Genomic DNA, 21,298 nt, shown 5'->3' on the forward strand with positions numbered 1-21,298 from the left:
AGACGAGCTTGAAGAAACCGTCGAGGCTCAGTTCCCCAATGGCTCCGGCTGCTGTTTTCTCCGCTTGACCAATTTCCTTTGCGTCTGCGGGTCCTTGCTCATGAAGGGCCTCATCAGGTAATTGCCTAGCACCACTGCGGCCGCCATGGACATGATGATGGCCCCGGCATTGAGCATCGGGATGATCCCGGTCACCGGATCGATGTTCACGGTAAGGGTGTACATGCCACGGAAAATCGTCAAACCGGGCAACAGGAAGGTCAGGGCCGGGACAGCGATGACTACCTGCGGAACGACCCTCCGCTGCGCGATCAGCGCTGAGGCGCAACCCACACCGACCGCTCCGAGCATCGAAATCATGCGGGAACCCGCGCCCAACCAACCGAACAGGTGATAGACCAGCAGACCACAGAAGGCGCTGAATACGCCCAGGAGGATGTGTTCCGGCTTGACTTGCACCGTGACGGCAATCAAGGCGGTCGCGATCAGCATGAAGATGATATTGACCAACGGCTGCGCACCCGAGAAGATCACGCTGTCCACCTTGATCTCGTCGAAACCGATATAGGTGGTAATCGAGATCGCGATAGCAATACCCACGATCAGGCCCAGGAACGATAGACCCGTGGAAATGAGCCGCCCCGCCGACGTCACAGGGAATCCGTTGATCGCGTCCTGAATCGTTGAAACCAACGTCAAGGTAGGCAAGAGCATGATCAGCCCCGAGCCAATGATGTGGGGTGGGGATATCGGCGCACCGATGGCCCACAGGACCATGGCGATGAGGGTCACCAGCGCAGAGCAGGCAGCCATGGTAAAGAAGGACGGAATTCTCCACGACGCAAGTTTTCCGGCCATGACCTGGACGAGCGCGAAAGTCAGGAAGGAAACGATGGCACCTGGCCATGTTCCGCCGATGCCGATCGTCAACGCGGCGGCCGCCGAGGAGTTGCAGAGGCTCACAAGCCATCGAGGGAACGGCTTGGGCTTGGACAGAATCCGGTTCAGGCGGGCCTCTGCCTCGGACCGGGACAGCTCACCATTGGTGATGGTCTTGACGAGCCGGTGCGTCTCGGTCAATCCCGCATAATTATCAGACCAGGAACGCACGACGCGCACGACGGTGTGGCTGAAGACTCCGGCGGTTTCGCCCACGGGTTGACCGGAATCCTGGTGCATGCCGTATTCCGAAATGTAGTTGATGATGACGGATTGGTTGGTGATGTCGACGTCGACGTCCTCAACCCCGTATGTCGCGCACGTTGCGACGATGGCCGTTTCGACGTCGCGGGAATCCGCTCCGAAATGGAACATCGTTTCGGCCATGCGCAATGAAAAATTGAGGGTCTTTCGTGCCTCGGTATTTTCCTTGTGGCGCCGCGGATTGGCAAACGGAGAGTTGGCAAGCCTCTCAACCACGCGCATCGGAGCCGTGGGAAGATTCTCCGATCGCATCATCCTGCGCAGCCCGAGCCCGCGTCGCTGCGGAGACGGCTTGGCCGTTGGTGCCTCCGCCGAAGGATAGCTCGCGTGAGCTATCGCGCCGTCTTGCTGTGGAGGCAGATCGCTCGCGGGATACGGCCCGGAAAGATCCTGAGTGTTACGGAAGACGTCCTGAGGTGCGGTCCGAGAAGCGGCAATGCGGTCGGCATCCTGGATGCCGGAGCCTTGCGTGGCTGCGCCCAGCGTATTGACGTCGGCCTCGGGTTGGACGCCGTCCCCTGTGTAGGCTCGTGATCCAGTGTGTGTGTCGGAGGAGAGCGGGTTGTCCTCGTTGCCCCGGTAATGCCGGGAGTCATCCGGCCGACCGAGGATGTCCGCGAGTCGCTCGTCCTGGATCTGCGACCTGCTGACCGCAGGAAAACCCGTTGCGTAAGTCTCCGGGTGCGTCGGTGCGGACGTGAAGGCTTCGGCGGCGTGGTCGGAGCCCCCATCGAATAAGCCCGCGTCCGGGCTCGAGACCGGTTCGTCGGCGCTGGATGCGAGCGGCGCGGTGTGCCCGCTGGAGAACGGGTCCGTATAGACGTCCTCTGACGTATCCGGCCCGAACGGGTCGGCACCGGACTCAGGCTCGTGTGACAAACCCGAGGAAGGGTAGGCACCCGTGAGGTGCTGACCCTCCTGACCTTCGCTCATCTTCCCTCCTTGGCACTAACTCACCTCAACGCTACCGAGCACCCCTGAGTTTCGGTCCATGAGGACCTGATCGTCGGCTTAGTAGAAAGGCTGCTGCGTACGGCGCCACCAAATCTGGCGCATGACTCTTTCGACGATCGTGACCCATGCCTTGTATGCGGTGGGATTCAGAACTTGGTCGTAGACCCCGACGAAGTCGATGACCGTCTTGGTGAAACTCGTCTTGAAAAGGCCCAGCCCGTAGTAACTGTGTTCTTTGTTCTTCAGTTCCGCCTTCGGCGGGGTGCCGCAGAAGTCATACTCCTCAATGCCGTAGTCCCGCATCAAGTCGGTGAGTGCAGTCCACTGGACCAGGTGCGAGTCTCCGTATTGTTGACGGCGAGGTTTCGAGCCGCCATCTTTGTAGGTCCCTTTCCGCCCGTATCGAATGACGTACGCACCGACCGAAGGTTCGCCGTCTTCGTAGGTGAAGTACAGACGGCCCTGACCTGCGCGCGCAAAAGTGGTCCAGAACTGTTTGTAGTACTCGTACGACCGAAGATTCACGTTGGCGTGCCCCTGCCCCACCGTGTCCATCAGGGAGAACATTTTCTTCATGTTCTCTTCCGTCAACTCCACACGTTCGACCTCCGCGCCTTCTCGCTTAGCGCGTCGTACCGCATTCCTGCCACGTGAGTGAAGGGATTTGAGCACGGTCTCCTCATCCGCATCGGTCTTGAGCACGGCAGTCGAGTCGTTCGGCTGGATATTGAACTGCTTGACCAGTCCAGCGCGTTTGAGGAACGCGCTGCGTGCCTCGGAATCAAGAATGTCCGGCTCGATCTTGATCGCGAACACTTTGAGGCCCTCGGCGCGGACGAATTCCTTGTTCGCGTCCATGACGGCGGGGATATCTTCGATGTCCCACACATCCGGCCCCTTGATCATGTACCAGATCTTGCCCAGGAACGGGATATTCTTCTCGAGAACGAGGTTGTAGCTCGTGACTTCTTTTTCCTCGGTGCCGCCCTGATCATTCCGGGCCTCAGTGATCCCCTCGTAGACCACGTACACGGGCTTCCAGCCGTGCTCGGACTTCACCGACGCAAAGGATGCGGATTGAAGGAGATTTCCACCGTTAGGGTTTGCGGTGACATGGTCATCCCAGTGTTGGATCTCTTGATCGGTCGCGAATCGAGCGGTGAAATGTCGCAAAGAATCCTCATCTGCCGTGCGCAGAGGTATTACCCTACGCCATGATTGATTTTCCCGCGCGGCGGGCTGGTCTCCACCAGTTTACGGCGGAGTTCTGGAAAGTCTCACGCAAAGGCCCGAGAGCGCCATCTATTGTGGATGACGATCTCGGGCTCAATGCGTGGCACCGGTCAGCCGGACTGACCGACTCAGCGTTCGACCGGCTAGCGCGGATTATTCGGCGTCGTGATCGGTTTCGAGAATCTTGACCAAGCTGTCCAGAGCCTCATCTGCGCCGTCGCCCTCGGCGCGGAGAACAACCTTGTCTCCGTGCTTTGCGCCCAAGGACATGAGAGACAGGATCGACGATGCGTCCATAGCCTCGTCGGCCGACTCGCCTTCGGCTGCGATGGTGACCTCAACGGGGAGGTCGCCGGCGGCCTCGGCGAAGATCGCGGCCGGTCGAGCGTGGAGGCCGACTCGGCTGGCGATGGTGGCGGTACGTTCTGCCATGATTGTTCTCCTTGATTATGTGGTCATGTGGGGCTGTCGTAACGTCCCCGGAAATGCCGGACTGGTTTACAGGCCGAGGTCATCAAGGATGGGCAGCTCCGCGCGGGCCACATCCTTAGTCTCTTCAGCAGATCGCGCTTCCATGGCCTTGGCTGCGATCTGTTGTGCTTGTTCCAGCGTAACGGATTTCAGCACGGCGGCGACCGCAGGCAAGGAACGAGTATTCATGGACAGGGCCTTGACGCCCAGCCCCACGAGGACCACGGCAAGCGCCGGATCCGCTGCAGCTTCGCCGCATACGGACACCGTCTTCGGGCGACCGGTGGACTGCTCGGCGCGCTCCGCGCCTTCGACGGTGAGGCGAATCATCTTCAGCACGGCCGGCTGCCACGGGTTGTTCAGCTCGGCCAAAGCACCGAGCAAACGATCCGCGGCCATCGTGTACTGCGTCAGATCGTTGGTTCCCATCGAGACGAAGTCCACCTCTTGGAGAACGGCCTCGGCTGTCACCGCAGCGGACGGTGTCTCGACCATGACGCCGTGCACGTCGAGGTCTGCCTCGTCGAGCATCTTGGCAAAGTCCCGAGCTTCGGGAGCCGTCGAAATCATGGGTGCCATGACCCAGATCTCCGCGGTCGATTCCTTGGCCGCAGCCGAGATGGCCTCGAGCTGACGACTCAGAACCCCCGGCGTCGTCCAGTCCGTGCGGTAACCACGGACTCCAAGCGCTGGATTCGGCTCAGTCGAGTCGGTCAGGAATGGAAGAGGCTTGTCGGCGCCGGCATCCAAGGTCCGCACGACGACGTGTTGGCCCGGAAAAGCGTCGAATACCGCCTTGTACTCGACTTTCTGTTCCTCGACCGAGGGTTCTTCCTCGCGGTTCAGGAAAGCGAATTCGGTACGAAAGAGCCCGATGCCCTGGGCACGGTTCTCTGCCGCTGTCTGCGCCGCCTTACCGTTGCCCACATTGGAGTACAACGGGACCTCGGTTCCGTCGGCCAGTATCCCCTTGCCGTCGAATTCCGGAATCTCTTTGCGATTCGCGTACTTCTCAGCGAGACGCTTCTCGACGTCGCCGGGCTCGGTCACAACTGTTCCGTCGGTCGCATCCACGTACACCACGGTGCCATCGGGCACCTGGGTCGCGCCTGTTGCAGCCACGATCGCAGGCAGACCCAGATCGCGAGCGAGGATCGCGGTATGGGCTTGGGGCCCACCGTCCGAGGTGACCAGCGCGATGACCTTTTCGGGATCGAGCGTCGCCGTGTCCGCGGGGGCAAGATCTTCTGCCATCAGGATGAAAGCGCCCTCCGACTCGGGAATACCCGGCGCAGGTTGGCCCGACAGCTCCGCGACGATACGTGCCCGGACATCCAAAATGTCTGTCACGCGCTGTGCCATGTAGCCGCCCAAGGCTTTCATCTGCTCAGCATACGATCCGGCGGCCTCCCAGATTGCCCGCTCGGGAGTGTAGTTCTTCCCCGTCACGAGCTTGCCCGCATTCTTGAGCAACGCCTTGTCCCCGGCCATGAGGGCAGTGGACTTCAGCACAGCAGCGGCATTGCCTGATGTCCGTCCGGCGCGCTCCTTGAGGTTTTCCTTGACGCGAGTCGCCGCGTTCTGCAGACGCTCGACTGCGCTTTCGGGCGTTTCGCTATCTGCAAGCGTCGATCCGACGGCAGGTTCCTGAATCGGTTCGGGCATCTGCAACACAGGGCCGATGACCCGGCCGGCTGAAACGCCGACTCCGGTGAGTTTCTTCATCGCTATCATTCCTTACTGGTGAAGCTCCGTCCGACAATCAGGAAGCTGCCGCTACCTGGTCGGCTTTTTCCTTGCCGGTTTTGGCTTTTCCGAGGCTCTTGAGAACCAGGTAAATCACGGCGGTCACAATGGCTCCCACCACGACCGAAATCAGGTACATGGGCCAATTATCCACGAGGGCCACGATCCAGATACCCCCGTGAGGTGCCGGGGATGCCACGTGCGAACCCATGCAGATCGCGCCCGCAATCGCGCTCCCGACCATCGAGGACGGTATAACGCGCAGTGGATCGGCCGCAGCGAAGGGGATCGCGCCCTCCGAGATGAACGAAGCGCCCAACAACCACGCCGCGCGTCCGTTGGAGACCTCGGCTTCGGTGAAGTATTTCTTGCGGAGGGTCGTGGCGAGTGCCATGGCCAGCGGAGTGACCATTCCGGAGGCGATCACGGCTGCCATGATTTCCTTGGAAACATCCGTTCCGGCCGAAAGCCCCGCGGTCGCGAAGAGGTACGCGGCCTTGTTGATCGGGCCTCCGAGGTCCGCACCCATCATGGCGCCTAGAATCAGGCCGAGAACAACGGCCGAAGCTCCCGACATCGACATCAGGAAATCGTTGAGTACCGTCATAACCCACGCGATCGGCTGTCCCAGAATGAGGAACATCAAACCGCTCGAAATGATTGTCGCCAGCAACGGGATGATGACCACAGGCATCATGCCTGCGAGCCACCGGGGCAGCTTCGGCTTGGCCAACAGATAGGCCGCAAAGCCCGCCAACAGACCACCGACGATGCCACCGAGGAAGCCCGCGCCCACGGTGTTGGCGACCAGACCGGCCGCGAAGCCAGGCGCGATGCCCGGCCGTCCCGCCATGCCGAAGGCGATGTAGCCTGCCAAGGCCGGAACGAGAAGCCCGATTGCGAAGTTGCCGATAACGTTGGCGACCGCAGCGAGGTACTGCAGCAAGCTCGTATCGCCCAGGTTGAAGAGTGAGGCTCCGTCGCCGGTCACCGATCCGTCGGAAATCCCGAGAATGTCGTTCGCATTATTTGCGATCTCGTAGCCGCCGAGGATGAAGGAAATCGCGACCAGCAAACCGCCGGCCGCCACGAACGGAATCATGTAGGACACGCCGGTCATGAGCGAGCGATAGATGCGTCCGCCCCATGATCCCTCATCCGAGCTCGATGCCGACCCTTCGGACTTTGAACCGGATACGCGTCGGGCATTGGGGTTGTCGGAGGCTTGGATGGCCTCCTCAATCATGGTTCCGGGCTCATCGATGCCTCGTTTGACGGGCGACTCGATCACAGGCTTCCCCGCGAATCTCTCCCGGTCTCGAACATCCACCGAAACCGCGAAGATAACCGCGTCGGCCGCATCGATGACATCCTGGGAAAGAACTTCGTTCCCTGACGACCCCTGGGTCTCCACATCGAGGCGGATGCCCATTTCCTCGGCTGATTGCGCCAAAGAATCTGCCGCCATGTATGTGTGCGCAATGCCCGTAGGGCAAGCGGTCACGGCGACCAACCGCTTGCCTGTGACGTGCTTGTCATTCGACTCCGGAACCGTCTCCGTCGCAGCGGAACCCGCAGAAGAAACCGGGGTGGCGCCTGCCGCGAGCGCGGTCGATCCTTCCCCCGAGGGAGCTTTCGATGCACTGGCCTCCGACGATGCGTCGGATCCGGCAACGGTCGAATCCTTTTTCTGATCTTGCTTCGTTCCAGTGTCGCCAAGTCCCAAGGCCCCGTTCACGAGGTCAACGATCTGCTGAGGCTCCTTCGCTTCTCTCAGGGCAGCAACAAAATCCTTTTTGACGAGCGAGCGCGCCAACTTGGACAAGAGCGTCAGATGTTCCTGGTCCGCTCCTTCGGGAGCGGCGATGAAGAAGATCAGGTCAGCGGGGCCGTCCTTTGCTCCGAAATCGACGCCTGGCGCAGGGCGGGCCATGGCCAGTGTCGCTTCGGTAACAGCCTCGGATCGGCAATGCGGAATCGCAATCCCACCGGGGATGCCCGTGTCGGTTTTCGATTCGCGGGCCTTGGCGTCCGCGTACAGGCGGTCGATCGATGTGGCTCGGCCCGCGTCGACGACCCTTTCAGCAAGATGCTTGATGAGGTCGAACCGGTCTTCTCCCAAGTTCTGGTCCAAAGCCACAAGATCCGCTGTGATGAGTGCAGACATGACGCTCTCCTTGATTTCGGTTTCCCCTGCCGACGTCTTGGCCTATTCGGGCCCGCTCAAAAGGGGTGGTACAAGTGCTGGGGCTTTCACCCGATTTTGGTGACGGTCACTTCTTCGGGCGTGGTGTCCTGGAGCGAAGGCACCTGTGTTCCGGGCAGCGATGCAGCCGCGGAGCCGTGGGCAACAGCTTGGGCCAGGCATTCGTGTGGGGCCTGTCCCGCCTCATCGGCCAAGAGGAATCCGGCCAGAGAGCAGTCACCTGCTCCGACGGTGCTTCGCGCCTTGATCGGTGCGTGCTGAGCGTGCCAGGCGCCTTGGGCGTTGACCAGAACGGCGCCCTTGGAACCGAGGGTCGCGAGTACGGATTCGACACCGCGATCCACCAGGTCCTGGGCCGTGCGGGCGGTTTCCACGGGGTCCGATTCCAGGATCTCCCACGCGCCGGCCCGGCCAACCAGCTCGGCAAGCTCTTCAGAGTTCGGCTTAATCAGGTTGGGCAACCCGTCCTGGCCATTGAGGGTGTCACGCAGCGCGGCTCCCGAGGTGTCGACCGCGACGCGCGGCGCCTGAGCGCCGAGACCTTCCCGAACTGCTCGGGAAACTACCGCGTAATAGTCGCTGGGGACCCCGGGAGGCAACGAACCGGCCAGGACCAGCCAGCTGGCTCCCTTCGCTTCATTGATGAGAAGCCGGGTCAGCTCGCGTTGTGACCGCTCGTCGAAAGGGTCGCCAGGTGCATTGATCTTGGTCGTCGTACCGTCCGGTTCCGCGATGGTCACGTTGGTTCGGATGGGGTATCCGGTTGAGAGGTTCGAATACCTCACGTTGGCTTCGGTCAGTCCAGCGAGCACGGGATCACCGTCGTCTCCGGGCAGGACTGCGACCGTTTCCACGCCACTGACGCTCAGCGCACGCGCAATATTGACGCCCTTGCCACCGGGGTCCGCCACGGAGCGAGTCGCGCGGATGACTGTTCCCCGTGCCAATCCGGCCGGGATCTCGACGGTGCGATCAAGGCTGGGATTGGCTGTCAATGTAACGATCATGCGATGAGAACCTCTACGTTCGCTTCTTCGAGGGCGGCGGCCAAGGACCCTTCCGGTGCCTTGTCAGTGATGAGCGCGTCAATATCAGGCAGGCCCGCGAACCTCACGAGCGACTCCTGCCCGAATTTGGCCGAATCGCACAACAAGACCACGCGACGTGCGGAACGCACGATCGCGGTCTTGACGATTGCCTCGTTCAATCCAGGAGTCGAAAGCCCGAACTCTTCGTCGAGTCCGTTGACGCCGATCAGGGCGATATCTGGGCGGATGGTCGAAAAGTGTTCGGCGGCCCGGGTCCCCACGGCCGCCCAAGTCATCTTGCGCAGTTGCCCCCCGACCAGGTCGAGAACGATACCGTCGGCCTCTGCAAGTTTGACCGCGATGTGCAGTGCATGGGTGACGATGAGTCGGTCTGCGCCGGATTTGAGAGAAAAATCAGCGCTAGCGATCAGGTCGGCGAGGATTTCAGTTGTCGAGCCGGCGTCCAGGACCACGGCTCCGGCATCTGCATCCTGCAACAGCTGATATGCCCGGGAAGCGATGCGCTGCTTTTCGGGGGTATTGACGGTCTGCCGGGAGGAAATACTGGATTCCACGGCGGTGGACTGCTCAACGGTGACGGCCCCACCGTGCACACGGCGCAATTTGCCATCCGCTTCGAGAGCTGCAAGGTCACGGCGCACGGTTTCCATCGTGACGTCGTAGCGACGAGCCAATTCGGCACCATTCACTCGCCGGGCGCTGCTGACCAGCTTGGCGATCTCCGCCCGTCGTTCTTCAGCGAACATGGTGAAACACTCCCCGTGATGACAACGGGATGACCCCGTTTGTGCATTATTGATTTTATGTGGCATTAAGTGGTTCGGTCAACGGGAACAATTGCGATCGGTAGCGTTCACAGGAAAACGCACATCCCTGAATGGTCACCGATCGACCCTTCGGCCTGTGCCGCGGTCGTTCAGTTCAGGACCAACGACTCCGGGTCCCAAGCGAAGAGACCTTCGATGTCGACTTCGATCGGGGTCGCATTGGGAACGTGTTCCGTCCAATCTCCCGGCGTCGTCGCCAGAAGAACTCGACGGATGAGCGTTCCGTGGCTCACCACGAGCAGATTCTGGCCTGGATGCTGGAGGATGAGTTGCTTGAAAGCCTCTACGCCTCTGCGGTAGACCTCCGCTTCCGGCTCGACACCATGGTAGAGATCTTGAGGATGGCGTGAGTCTTCGAAGCTCAGCACCTGCCCTTCGGCGTCTCCGTATGCACGTTCGATAACGCCCGGAACCGTTTCGATGTTGCTCAGTCCTACGTGCTGGCCGATGATCCGTGCGGTCTCCTGTGCACGGGACAACGGCGAGGCACCCAGGTAATTCCAGAACTCGCCCTGGTCGGCAAGATACTGCCCCGCTTCGTGTGCCTGCGCTCGGCCGGTGTCATTCAGCGGGATGTCAGAACTGCCTTGCATCTTTCCGGCTTTGTTCCAGTCGGTTTGACCATGCCGCACGACGACGAGCCGCCCGTTCAGCGCAGATTTTTCGGCTTGCTCTTGGCTCACGCCGACCCCTCCTATAGTTTGGTCCCGCTCGATCTTACCTGCGGTTGTGGGCTTGCGTGGATTTTTGTGTGGAGTCCAACGGATAATAGGTCATTTCGAAGCCACGGCCTCAGAATTCTCCGCGGCGGCCACCAATGAGCTGGCGAGCGCGGAAAGACTGTGCCCGCGCCGCCATATGGCCCGTATGGGACGCCCCACCTGCAGACCTTCGACATCGACGGCAACAAGAGGTTCGTCCATCGCTCTGAGAGGAAGAAACGCCGGTATCCCAGTCGCCCGCGCGGTCCTCCACATGGCCGACAGCGAGCCCACCTCGGCGGCCGGAGCGACCATGCCTGGAAGGGCTTGTTCCACGGCTCTTCGAGTTCCCGATCCGTTCTCTCGGAGAAGCACGGCTGTTTCTCTCACCCGCTGGAGGCTCGGCGGGGTCACGGCCCACGGATGTTCTGGCACGACGGCGAGCACAATGTGATCCCAAGCGACCGTACGGGCCGACAATTTGGTGTGCCACCGTGACTCCTCGCGGAGTATCTCCGCACTTCGTTCCCCGCCGGGCCGCTCGGGCGTCTCGATGAATCCGAGCTCGACGTCGGCCGAGGCCACGTCACGCATGACTTCGCGTGAATTCGCCGCGATCACATCGATTCTCACCGAGGGGTTTCTTCTGAGCATCTCCCCCGTCCAGGACGGCAGGTAGTGCTCGACCACCGTGTTACTGGCGGAGACTCTCAGCCGCTTGGATGCTCCTTCACGTGCCACTTCGACGCTCTCTGCCAGTGAACGAGCCCCTTCGAGCAGTCCAGCCGCGGCATCGAGCACGTTTCGGCCGGTCGCGGTCGTCGCAACCCCTCGGGGGGAGCGGACGAACATGTCGATTCCGAGGAGTCGCTCGGCGGCGCGGACCTTTGACGAAGCTGCCTGCTGAGTCATCCCCAAGGATCGCGCCGCGGCTCCGAGGCTGCCTCTTCGGTCCACCTCCTCCAGCAGAATCCACGCCGAGAGCTCGGGCAGGCGGTTCATGTTCATGGGTCCACCCTATCGGCTCACAACCCCAGCTTGTGAGCAGACAACATTTTGGTCCCTACCGAGCCTGCGCCCCCGGCCTTAGGCTCGAAGCATGCTACTTTCCGCGCAACAAAAAGACATTGAAGGACGTCACGCCCCCCGCGCCACCAGGCCATCGCAGGCCGTTGTTCCGGCAGGTCCGGCTTGGTTCGGGGCCGTCATGGGCACCTCTCTGTTCGCGAATCTGACTCAGATTCATGGCGTACCCGGCGTCCCGATCGTACTTTTTGTCGCGGGATGGGTTCTTCTGGCGATACTCTCGATCGGATTCGTGCTGCGTTGCCTCCGTTCCCCCAGGACATTCAAGGACTCCTTTACCAAGCACTCGGAGGTCACCGCCTGGGGCATGGTTTCAATGGGCTATTTATCGGTCGGTTCCTCAACCCCTACCGTTCTGTCTTCCTGGATGCCGGGGCTCACCTCTGTCGCGTGGAGCGTCGACTGGGTGATGTGGACGATCGGCACGGCGATCGGTTTGGTCGCGGCCGTCGGGTTTGCGGCGAAACTCATGAAAGGCCACACGGAAAGCCCTCTGCCGGCGTGGGGGCTTCCGATCGTTGCACCGATGGTCACCGCGACGACGGGCGCACAGCTGGTCTCGCACGCCCACTCTCTGGTCGGCGCGGTATTCACCGGGGTCCTCTCGGGCGGCAGCTTCTTCGTTGCACTGTCCATGGGCATCGCAATTTTTGCCATTGCCTACGCACACGCGTGGAGGCAGGAGCCCCTGCCCTTGGCCGCCGCGGCCTCGGCTTTCATCCCACTGGGGATTGTGGGACAGTCCACCGCAGCGGCGCAGTCGCTCTCGACCGCCGCACAACCGCTTCTGCAGCCCGACGTCGTCGATGCATTGGCGCGCCTCGCCCACATCTACGGGGTCGTAGTGCTCGTTATTGGAATACCGGTTTTCCTGTGGGCCGCTTTCACGACATACCGCGGATTCGCCCGAGGAATGCCTTTCACACCCGGCTGGTGGGCCATGACCTTCCCCGTCGGAACCTGCAGCCTCGGGACCCACCTCATGGGATGGGACGTCTTGTCCGCAGTACTATTGCTGGTTCTGGCGGCGCATTGGTGCGTCGCCGCGACGGGGACCGTCATGAACCTCGCTCGGGGTCTTTCTACGGAGATACCTGCCCGCCGTTGACGTTGAGCGTCTCACCGATGACATAACTGGATTCGGAAGATGCCAAGAACACGTAAGCGGGAGCCAGTTCGGTCGGTTGCCCCGCACGGCCGATGGGAGTGTTCTGGCCGAACTTCGGCAAAGCCTCCTTGGGCTGGCCGTCGCTGACCTGCAATGGGGTCCAAATCGGGCCGGGTGCAACCGCATTGACCCGTATGCCTTTCGGTGCCAGATCTTGGCTCAGCCCTTTGGAGAAGTTGTTGATGGCTGCCTTGGTGGATGCGTAATGCATGATGTGCGGCGATGGCTCATATGCCTGAATCGACGTCGAGTTCACGATCGAGGAGCCTGCCGGAAGGTACTTCAGGGCCTGTCGGGTGATACGGAACATCGCAAGGATGTTGACGTCGTACGTGGCTTCGAGTTCTTCGTCACTCAACCCTTCGAGCCCTTCGGTCACGACCTGTTTTCCCGCGTTGTTGACCAATATATCCAGCCCGCCCAGCTTCTCGTGGGCCTCGTCGACCACGGTACGGCAGAATTCGTGGTCCAGCAGGTCGCCCGCCAAGAGATGGACGACGCGCCCTTCCTTCTCAAGAAGCTCCTTGATGTACTGAGCGTCCGTTTCCTCGTCGGGGAGATAATTCAGCGCGACGTCGGCGCCCTCGCGCGAGAAAGCGATCGCAACGGCCGCACCGATGCCCGAATCGGCACCGGTGATGAGCGCCTTTCGGCCTTCCAGGCGTCCCGTTCCACGGTAGGTTTTTTCTCCTCGATCCGCCTGAGGGATCAGTTCTGCATCCAGGCCGGGCTCCGGCTGGTGCTGCTTCGGGGGCTCGATCGTGGGGAAGCGAGTGACGGGGTTCTGGAATTCCAACTGATCTGTTGATGTGTGGTTCTGCGTATTCGGCTGAGTCATGGTTTCTCCTAGAGAGGTTATCCATTTGACGTACGCTTCCCCTCCATTCTAGGGCCGCAGGCCTAGCTGTCATCCTCATCTCTTGCCATTGCTCCTAACCACCCCCGCATTTCCTCAAGAAACGGGGCAAGGAACGGCAGCTCCGGGAACGCACCCTCTTGGACGTGCAGAAGCGGCCGCATCGACGCGATGCTGCCGCGGAGTATGAATGACCCTTCGCGGGACGAGGCTTCCAGCACATGCACAACGGGCCATGGATGGCTTTCGCCGTCCATGGCCCGTTTTCGGTGGAGCCCCCTGCCGGATTCGAACCGGCGACCCTCTGTTTACAAGACAGATGCTCTGGCCATCTGAGCTAAGGAGGCATGCGCCAAGGCGCCTGATTAGATTACCTGTCGGAACGCCCTATCCCAAACTGTGCATCATGGACGAGCATGGGGCGCGATGCCGAGCATTCGGCATCGCGCCCCACAAGCACCGTGAGCCTTCGCGGAGGTCAGCTTCCGCTCTTGGCTTTCTTGATGTTGTTGAGGAAATCGGTAAAGCTCTGACCGGTGAACTTGGTGCTGTCCACGTAGCTGGTCGGAGTTCCGGACAAGCCGTTTTCCTGGGACTCGGCAACAGTCACATTGACCATCGGCCGGTACTTGTTGGAGTCCAGGTCGTCCTTGATGTCGGCGCCATATTTGTCCGCCAGGTCCGCCAATTCCTTGTTGGACATTCCGCCCTGGCCCTGGTGGGAGAACATCTCCGCCTGCCAATCGAGGAATTTCTCCGGAGAGACCTGCTCGGCAACAGAATACGCGGCCATTGCAGCACGAGAGGAGTATTCGGTGCTGGTCTCCTGGTCCAAGAAGTTCAGGTTACGGATCTCGAGAGTGGCATCACCGTCGAGAACCTGCTTCTTGATCTCTTCGCCGTTGGCCTTTTCGAATTCGGCGCAGTGGATGCAGTTGTAGTCCTGGAAAATCGTCACGCGAGCAGGCTGGCCGTTTTTCTTAGCTTCGTCAGCGGTCGGCATGCCAACGGGCAGGGTCGTTTCCTTGCCCTTGGACTCATCATCCGGGGAGGCGGACGCCGAAGAGGTTTTCAGGTCGTTCACGTCTCGGGTGTCGACGTCGGAGGTGTCTTTCTTGATCCCGTCCTTCGTTACCACGATGCCTCCGTATTGGTTGGCGCTCGTGGGCACGGGCCCAGAATCCGGGATCTCGCCCTTCTTGTTGTGGGTGTACACGGCCGCAATGATGCCGATGATGAGCACCAGAACCACGACCACGCCGATTTGCCACCACAAGCGGGACGACTTTGAGGATCGTTTGCTTTGCTTTGCTGCGATTTGGCGCGCCTTTTCTCGCGCCTCGCTGCTCCGCGGCGAAGGAGAGGATGCCACGTGTTGCTCCCTGTTCGAATTGGACGGTACTTGTAATCGGAAATAGCCTAACGGAATTCCCTGAAAGGCCCGTCAATGTTTTCTCTTGCGAACTGCCCCTGTGCGGACGCGCAAGTGCGGATAGGCTAGACATAGATTGGTCGAAGGGAGAAGCCATGTGTCCGGTTGAAGATGCTATGAACGACGATGCCAGCCCTCGTCAAGGGCAGGAAGGCGACTACGACTTTGTTGTGGTGGCCAACAGGTTACCGGTGGATCGCACCGTGGACGACAATGGCGAGTCGAAATGGGGCCGATCCCCGGGTGGGCTAGTCAGCGCACTCGCTCCCGTCATGTCCTCACACACTGGGGCCTGGGTTGGCTGGCACGGAGCTGCCGATGAGGACCTCGAACCTTTTGATCACGATGTTTTCCATCTGGTTCCCGTGACGCTGTCCGAAGGTGAGGTTCGCCGGTACTACGAGGGCTTTTCCAATGCGACCATTTGGCCGCTCTACCACGACGTCATTGCCCAGCCTGAATTTCACCGTACGTGGTGGGATACATACCGGGCGGTCAATAATCGATTCGCTGAGGCCGCAGCCCGTAGCGCATCGCACAATGCCACGGTCTGGATCCAGGACTATCAGCTCCAGTTGGTGCCCGCGATGCTTCGGCATTTGCGCCCCGACCTGACGATCGGATTCTTTGACCACATACCTTTCCCGCCCTTGGAAATCTTCGCTCAGTTGCCGTGGCGCAAACAGGTTCTGACGGGCTTGCTCGGCGCCGATCTCTTGGGATTCCAACGCCCCGGAGACGCGTCGAACTTTCGCAGATGCTGCGACAAAATTCTCGGTGTGCAGTTCGACGGCGAACGCACGGAAGTGACCCAAACCCCTCAGGAACAGAATGAGGAGGAAAGCAACGAACGATTCCGACGGGCGTACACGAACGCGATGCCGAATGTGACATCCCGGCGGCGTGCCCGCAAGGAACGCTTGAACCGGGATCTGCCCACATGGATCACCCGGGCGACGTCATACCCGATTTCCATCGATGTCGAGGCCGTCACCGAGATGGCCTCACGACCGGCCACGAAGCGCCGGGCTCGCCAGATTCGCGAGGAATTGGGGAACCCCAAGACCGTCTATCTGGGCGTTGACCGATTGGACTACACCAAAGGCATTCGCCACCGTCTCAAGGCGTACGGCGAGCTCCTCAACGATGGTGACCTCACCGTCGAGAGTTCTGCGATGATTCAGGTTGCCAGCCCGTCCCGTGAACGGGTCGCCTCCTACATTGAGCTGCGAGAGCAGATCGAAGGCATGGTGGGACGCTTGAACGGACAGTTCGACACCATGTCCCATACTGCGATCCGGTATCTGCATCATGGATACCCCTTCGAAGAAATGATCGCTTTGTATCTGGCAACCGACGTTATGGTCGTTTCCTCACTCAGAGACGGCATGAACCTCGTAGCCAAAGAATTCGTGGTGAGCCATCTCGACCACACGGGAGCTCTGGTGCTCTCGGAATTCACCGGTGCGGCCGAGCAACTTCCCGATGCTATTCAGATCAATCCGCACGATATCGATGGCTTCAAAGAGGCGTTGTTGTATGCGAAAAACATGACGATCGAGGAACAACAGGATCGGATGAAAGGCATGCGCGAGCAGATCTTCGCACATGACGTGGAAGATTGGTCGACCCGCTTCCTCGAGGACCTCTCGCGAACCCGCGAAGACTACCTGGGCCCCGAGCCTGCCACGGACGAGATTCCGACTGTCGGCCACATCGACCGGGGGCATGGACCGTTCCCCACGCCTGCCGTCGAGCAGGAGCTCCAGCGCGCGGCTGTAACCGACAACCTCTTGGTAGCGATGGATTTCGACGGGACTTTGGCACCGTTTACAACCGATCCGGAGGAAGCCAGGGCACTCCCCCTCTCTCAGACGGCCCTCGAAACTCTCGCCGGCTTGCCCGAGACGACGGTCGCTCTCATTTCAGGGAGGCCCTTGAGCTTCCTCAGAGAGACTGCAGACCCGCACAACAAGATGCTGCTGTCGGGTTCGCACGGCGCAGAATTCGATCTCTCCGCCGGGGGCCAGGAGTCACCCGAACTTTCGTTGACGGATGCGCAGAGGCACGCCTTGGAAGAGGCAACTCGAGCCGTGGAAGAGCTCGTCCGGAAGCACCCAGGTTCGGAGATCGAACACAAGCCGGCCGGGGTAGGTTTCCACACCCGAACCATGAACGACGACGCCGCTGCCCAGACGGCCGAGGCTGACGCGGTCAAGACCCTCAAGAACATTCCGGGGGTCAAGCTCACTCCGGGGCAGTACGTCGTCGAATGCGCCGTGCTCGAGGTCAACAAAGGCGACGCGATGGAGATCATCCGGGACTTCACGAAGGCCGATACGACGATCTTCGCTGGCGATGACCTGACGGACGAATACGCTTTGGGTGTTCTAGGGGCCGATGACCTAGGTATCAAGGTCGGACGGGCCGAATCCATCGCCCGGGTCCGGGTGACCGGCCCTGAGGCCATGTCGCACGCCCTGGCCCGTTTGGCACACCTGCGCAGGGCGCACGCGGAGAACCCTGATCGGCAGCACGGAACTTTGCCTGACCCTTCGTAGACGCCTTACGAACAAGAGGCCCCGGCGAACGCTTGTGACAGCGTTCGCCGGGGCCTCTTTCTTATGCCGTAGTGGAAATATAACGCGAAGGGCTCAGATTCTCACGTGCTGTCTAGCTCGTCCCCTCAAGCAACAACCGCAAATGGTATGAGGGGTTCGGGTTCGTCCGTGCAGCCACCCCAGACATCGAAGCAGGCATCCCACACATCCCCATGCACCACCCCACCACCCCACACCACCAAAAACCACGGTAACAAAAGAAAAAAAAAGGGGGCCACACATTAAACACAAAAAAGGTGCAGCACGATGCACACCACCCACCCCCACACAGAGGACAAGCAATGCACACCGCACCACACCACAAAAATATTTCGGCGGCGACCTACTCTCCCACACACCTACCGGGTGCAGTACCATCAGCGCTAAGAGCCTTAACTACCGGGTTCGGAATGAGACCGGGTGTACCCCTCTTGCCATAACCACCGAAAAACTAACCACACACACCCACCCCACACCAGGGGCCAGCATGGTGAAACCTCAAACAACAACAACCCACACAAGATTGTTATCCCAAAACCATACAGTGAACGCAAACACCCATCACAGGATCATCCATCAAACCTTCATGACAACCACACCAACCCACAACGAGTCGAATGTGTATAAACCTTCGGCCTATTAGTACCGGTCAACTTCACCAGTCTTACGTCCTGGCTTCCATACCCGGCCTATCAACCCCGTCATCTACAGGGAGCCTCACACCCCTCAAAGGAGGCAAGGAGAACTCATCTCGAAGCAAGCTTCCCGCTTAGATGCCTTCAGCGGTTATCTCTCCCGAACGTAGCCAATCAGCCATGCACCTGGCGGTACAACTGACATACCAGAGGTTCGTCCGTCCCGGTCCTCTCGTACTAAGGACAGGCCTCCACAATTCTCCAACGCACGCAGCGGATAGGGACCGAACTGTCTCACGACGTTCTGAACCCAGCTCGCGTGCCGCTTTAATGGGCGAACAGCCCAACCCTTGGGACCAACTCCAGCCCCAGGATGCGACGAGCCGACATCGAGGTGCCAAACCATGCCGTCGATATGAACTCTTGGGCAAGATCAGCCTGTTATCCCCGAGGTACCTTTTATCCGTTGAGCGACGGCCATTCCACAATGAACCGCCGGATCACTAGTCCCGACTTTCGTCCCTGCTCGACCTGCCAGTCTCACAGTCAAGCTCCCTTGTGCACTTACACTCAACACCTGATTGCCAACCAGGCTGAGGGAACCTTTGGGCGCCTCCGTTACTCTTTAGGAGGCAACCGCCCCAGTTAAACTACCCATCAGGCACTGTCCCTGACCCAGATCATGGGCCGAGGTTAGACATCCAATATGACCAGAGTGGTATTTCAACAACGACTCCACCACGACTAGCGCCGCGACTTCACAGTCTCCCACCTATCCTACACAAGCCACACCGAACACCAATACCAAACTATAGTAAAGGTCACGGGGTCTTTCCGTCCTGCTGCGCGAAACGAGCATCTTTACTCGTACTGCAATTTCGCCGAGTTCATGGTTGAGACAGTAGGGAAGTCGTTACTCCATTCGTGCAGGTCGGAACTTACCCGACAAGGAATTTCGCTACCTTAGGATGGTTATAGTTACCACCGCCGTTTACTGGGGCTTAAATTCTCCGCTTCGACCCCAAAGGATCTAACGGGTCCTCTTAACCTTCCAGCACCGGGCAGGAGTCAGTCCGTATACATCGTCTTGCGACTTCGCACGGACCTGTGTTTTTGATAAACAGTCGCTTCCCCCTGGTCTCTGCGACCCATACACGCTCACCACCGCGCAGGTGGGTCACGCTCAAGGTCCCCCTTCTCCCGAAGTTACGGGGGCATTTTGCCGAGTTCCTTAACCATGATTCTCTCGAACGCCTTAGTATTCTCTACCTGATCACCTGTGTCGGTTTAGGGTACGGGCAACTAGAACCTCACGCCGATGCTTTTCTCGACAGCATAGGATCACCGAATCCCCCCACCAAAGGGGGTCCCATCACATCTCAGGCCCAAAGGATCGCGCATTTAACAACGACCCGCCCTACATGCTTAGACCACGACAACCACCGCGTGGCCCGGCTACCTTCCTGCGTCACACCCGTTAATGCGTTTACCGCCCCGGTTCAGGCCCCATGCAGACCACACCAGCACTCCACAAGGAAGCACACAGCATGACCCGGATGGTTAGTATCACCGGTTTAGTATGGACGGTTCTTCGTCGGTACGGGAATATCAACCCGTTATCCATCGACTACGCCTGTCGGCCTCGCCTTAGGCCCCGACTAACCCAGGGAAGATTAGCTTGACCCTGGAACCCTTGATCATTCGGCGGATACGTTTCTCACGCATCATTCGCTACTCATGCCTGCATTCTCACTCGCGTACACTCCACCATACGTTCACACGACAGCTTCACCGCAGTACACGACGCTCCCCTACCCAACACACAAAAAATTATGCATTGTCACGACTTCGGCGGTGTGCTTGAGCCCCGCTACATTATCGGCGCAGAATCACTTGACCAGTGAGCTATTACGCACTCTTTCAAGGATGGCTGCTTCTAAGCCAACCTCCTGGTTGTCTCAGCAACTCCACATCCTTTCCCACTTAGCACACGCTTAGGGGCCTTAGTCGATGATCTGGGCTGTTTCCCTCTCGACAATGAAGCTTATCCCCCACTGTCTCACTGCCGCGCTTACACTTACCCGCATTCGGAGTTTGGCTGACGTCAGTAACCCGTAAAGGCCCATCAGCCAACCAGTAGCTCTACCTCAGGCAAGCAACACGCGACGCTGCACCTAAATGCATTTCGGGGAGAACCAGCTATCACAGAGTTTGATTGGCCTTTCACCCCTACCCACAGCTCATCCCCTCCATTTTCAACTGAAGTGGGTTCGGTCCTCCACGCGCTCTTACACACGCTTCAACCTGGCCATGGGTAGATCACTCCGCTTCGGGTCTAGACCATGCCACTCAATCGCCCTATTCAGACTCGCTTTCGCTACGGCTACCCCACACGGGTTAACCTCGCGACACAGCACTAACTCGCAGGCTCATTCTTCAAAAGGCACGCCATCACCCCAAAAGGCTCTGACGGCTTGTAGGCACACGGTTTCAGGTACTATTTCACTCCCCTCACGGGGTACTTTTCACCATTCCCTCACGGTACTGATACACTATCGGTCACAAGAAAGTATTTAGACTTACCAGGTGGTCCTGGCAGATTCACACGAGATTCCACGAGCCCCGTGCTACTCGGGTATTCGCTCAAGCACCAACGCCATGATTTCGACTACGGGACTCTCACCCACTACGGTCCACCTTCCCAGATGATTCGCCTACCACAACGCTGAACACCACCAGCCAAGTAAGAACTGGTACAAACAAACCCCACAACACCCATGATGCAACCCCTTACCGGTATCACACACCACAGGTTTAGTCTCATCCGCTTTCGCTCGCCACTACTCACAGAATCATTATTATTTTCTCTTCCTGAGGGTACTGAGATGTTTCACTTCCCCTCGTTCCCTCCACACACCCTATACATTCAGATGCGGGTCACTACCCTTGACAGGCAGCGGGGTTTCCCCATTCGGAAATCCTCGGATCACAGTCCAGTTATCGACTCCCCGAGGCTTATCGCAGATTCACACGTCCTTCATCGGCTTCTTGTGCCCAGGCATCCACCGTGCGCCCTTAACGATTTACACACAAATGATCACCACAAAGGCATTCAAAATAAACAATCACAA

At 59.5% G+C, this 21,298-nt stretch carries 13 protein-coding genes, 1 tRNA gene and 2 rRNA genes; 2 read left to right on the forward strand and 14 right to left on the reverse strand.

What is annotated here, in order from left to right:
* Nucleotides 1-27: 27 nt before the first annotated feature.
* From sake_RS10730 to sake_RS10770, 9 genes are all read right to left on the reverse strand, one after another.
* Entirely contained in the window at nucleotides 28-2,136 is a 2,109-nt protein-coding gene (locus sake_RS10730) for a threonine/serine exporter ThrE family protein (RefSeq protein WP_129360810.1), read from the reverse strand.
* A 78-nt stretch (nucleotides 2,137-2,214) separates the two neighbouring features.
* A complete protein-coding gene (locus sake_RS10735) occupies nucleotides 2,215-3,330 on the reverse strand; it encodes a peptidoglycan bridge formation glycyltransferase FemA/FemB family protein (protein ID WP_129360811.1) in 1,116 nt (371 codons plus the stop codon).
* Nucleotides 3,331-3,543: 213 nt separating this feature from the next.
* Complete coding sequence (locus sake_RS10740) at nucleotides 3,544-3,822, reverse strand: HPr family phosphocarrier protein (protein WP_129360812.1); 279 nt, start codon at nucleotides 3,820-3,822, stop codon at nucleotides 3,544-3,546.
* Nucleotides 3,823-3,888: 66 nt separating this feature from the next.
* Nucleotides 3,889-5,586, reverse strand: coding sequence for a phosphoenolpyruvate--protein phosphotransferase (gene ptsP, locus sake_RS10745; RefSeq protein ID WP_178946020.1), 1,698 nt, complete (start codon nucleotides 5,584-5,586; stop codon nucleotides 3,889-3,891).
* A gap of 37 nt (nucleotides 5,587-5,623) precedes the next feature.
* Nucleotides 5,624-7,774, reverse strand: a complete 2,151-nt coding sequence (locus sake_RS10750) for a fructose-specific PTS transporter subunit EIIC (RefSeq protein WP_129360814.1) — start codon at nucleotides 7,772-7,774, stop codon at nucleotides 5,624-5,626.
* 86 nt (nucleotides 7,775-7,860) lie between these two features.
* A complete protein-coding gene (locus sake_RS10755; protein WP_178946021.1) occupies nucleotides 7,861-8,820 on the reverse strand; it encodes a 1-phosphofructokinase family hexose kinase in 960 nt (319 codons plus the stop codon).
* A complete protein-coding gene (locus sake_RS10760; RefSeq protein ID WP_129360816.1) occupies nucleotides 8,817-9,608 on the reverse strand; it encodes a DeoR/GlpR family DNA-binding transcription regulator in 792 nt (263 codons plus the stop codon). The genes sake_RS10755 and sake_RS10760 overlap by 4 nt, the downstream gene beginning before the upstream one ends.
* A gap of 170 nt (nucleotides 9,609-9,778) precedes the next feature.
* Nucleotides 9,779-10,372, reverse strand: a complete 594-nt coding sequence (locus tag sake_RS10765; protein ID WP_165001035.1) for a histidine phosphatase family protein — start codon at nucleotides 10,370-10,372, stop codon at nucleotides 9,779-9,781.
* Nucleotides 10,373-10,462: 90 nt separating this feature from the next.
* Entirely contained in the window at nucleotides 10,463-11,398 is a 936-nt protein-coding gene (locus sake_RS10770; protein ID WP_178946022.1) for a LysR family transcriptional regulator, read from the reverse strand.
* Between the two features lie 91 nt (nucleotides 11,399-11,489).
* On the opposite strand from sake_RS10770, the gene sake_RS10775 reads away from it, so the two are divergent.
* The gene (locus tag sake_RS10775; RefSeq protein ID WP_178946023.1) at nucleotides 11,490-12,584 is read left to right on the forward strand and encodes a TDT family transporter; all 1,095 of its coding nucleotides are present in this window, start codon (nucleotides 11,490-11,492) and stop codon (nucleotides 12,582-12,584) included.
* Here the strand turns inward: sake_RS10775 and sake_RS10780 are convergent.
* The 3 genes from sake_RS10780 to sake_RS10790 all read right to left on the reverse strand — a co-directional run bounded on the left by sake_RS10780 (nucleotide 12,559) and on the right by sake_RS10790 (nucleotide 14,872).
* Nucleotides 12,559-13,482 carry an SDR family oxidoreductase gene (locus sake_RS10780; RefSeq protein ID WP_178946024.1) on the reverse strand — a complete coding sequence of 308 codons (924 nt, stop codon included), beginning with the start codon at nucleotides 13,480-13,482 and terminating at the stop codon, nucleotides 12,559-12,561. The genes sake_RS10775 and sake_RS10780 overlap by 26 nt on opposite strands.
* 288 nt (nucleotides 13,483-13,770) lie before the next feature.
* Nucleotides 13,771-13,847, reverse strand: a tRNA-Thr gene (locus tag sake_RS10785).
* A gap of 131 nt (nucleotides 13,848-13,978) precedes the next feature.
* Nucleotides 13,979-14,872, reverse strand: coding sequence for a thioredoxin domain-containing protein (locus sake_RS10790; RefSeq protein ID WP_178946025.1), 894 nt, complete (start codon nucleotides 14,870-14,872; stop codon nucleotides 13,979-13,981).
* Between the two features lie 155 nt (nucleotides 14,873-15,027).
* On the opposite strand from sake_RS10790, the gene otsB reads away from it, so the two are divergent.
* Nucleotides 15,028-17,493, forward strand: a complete 2,466-nt coding sequence (otsB, locus tag sake_RS13645) for a trehalose-phosphatase (protein WP_165001036.1) — start codon at nucleotides 15,028-15,030, stop codon at nucleotides 17,491-17,493.
* A gap of 369 nt (nucleotides 17,494-17,862) precedes the next feature.
* Here the strand turns inward: otsB and rrf are convergent.
* Nucleotides 17,863-17,980, reverse strand: a 5S ribosomal RNA gene (rrf, locus tag sake_RS10800).
* A gap of 171 nt (nucleotides 17,981-18,151) precedes the next feature.
* Nucleotides 18,152-21,256, reverse strand: a 23S ribosomal RNA gene (locus sake_RS10805).
* Nucleotides 21,257-21,298: the final 42 nt, after the last annotated feature.

Origin of the sequence: Kocuria sp. TGY1127_2, assembly GCF_013394385.1 — a bacterium.
GTDB lineage: Bacteria > Actinomycetota > Actinomycetes > Actinomycetales > Micrococcaceae > Rothia.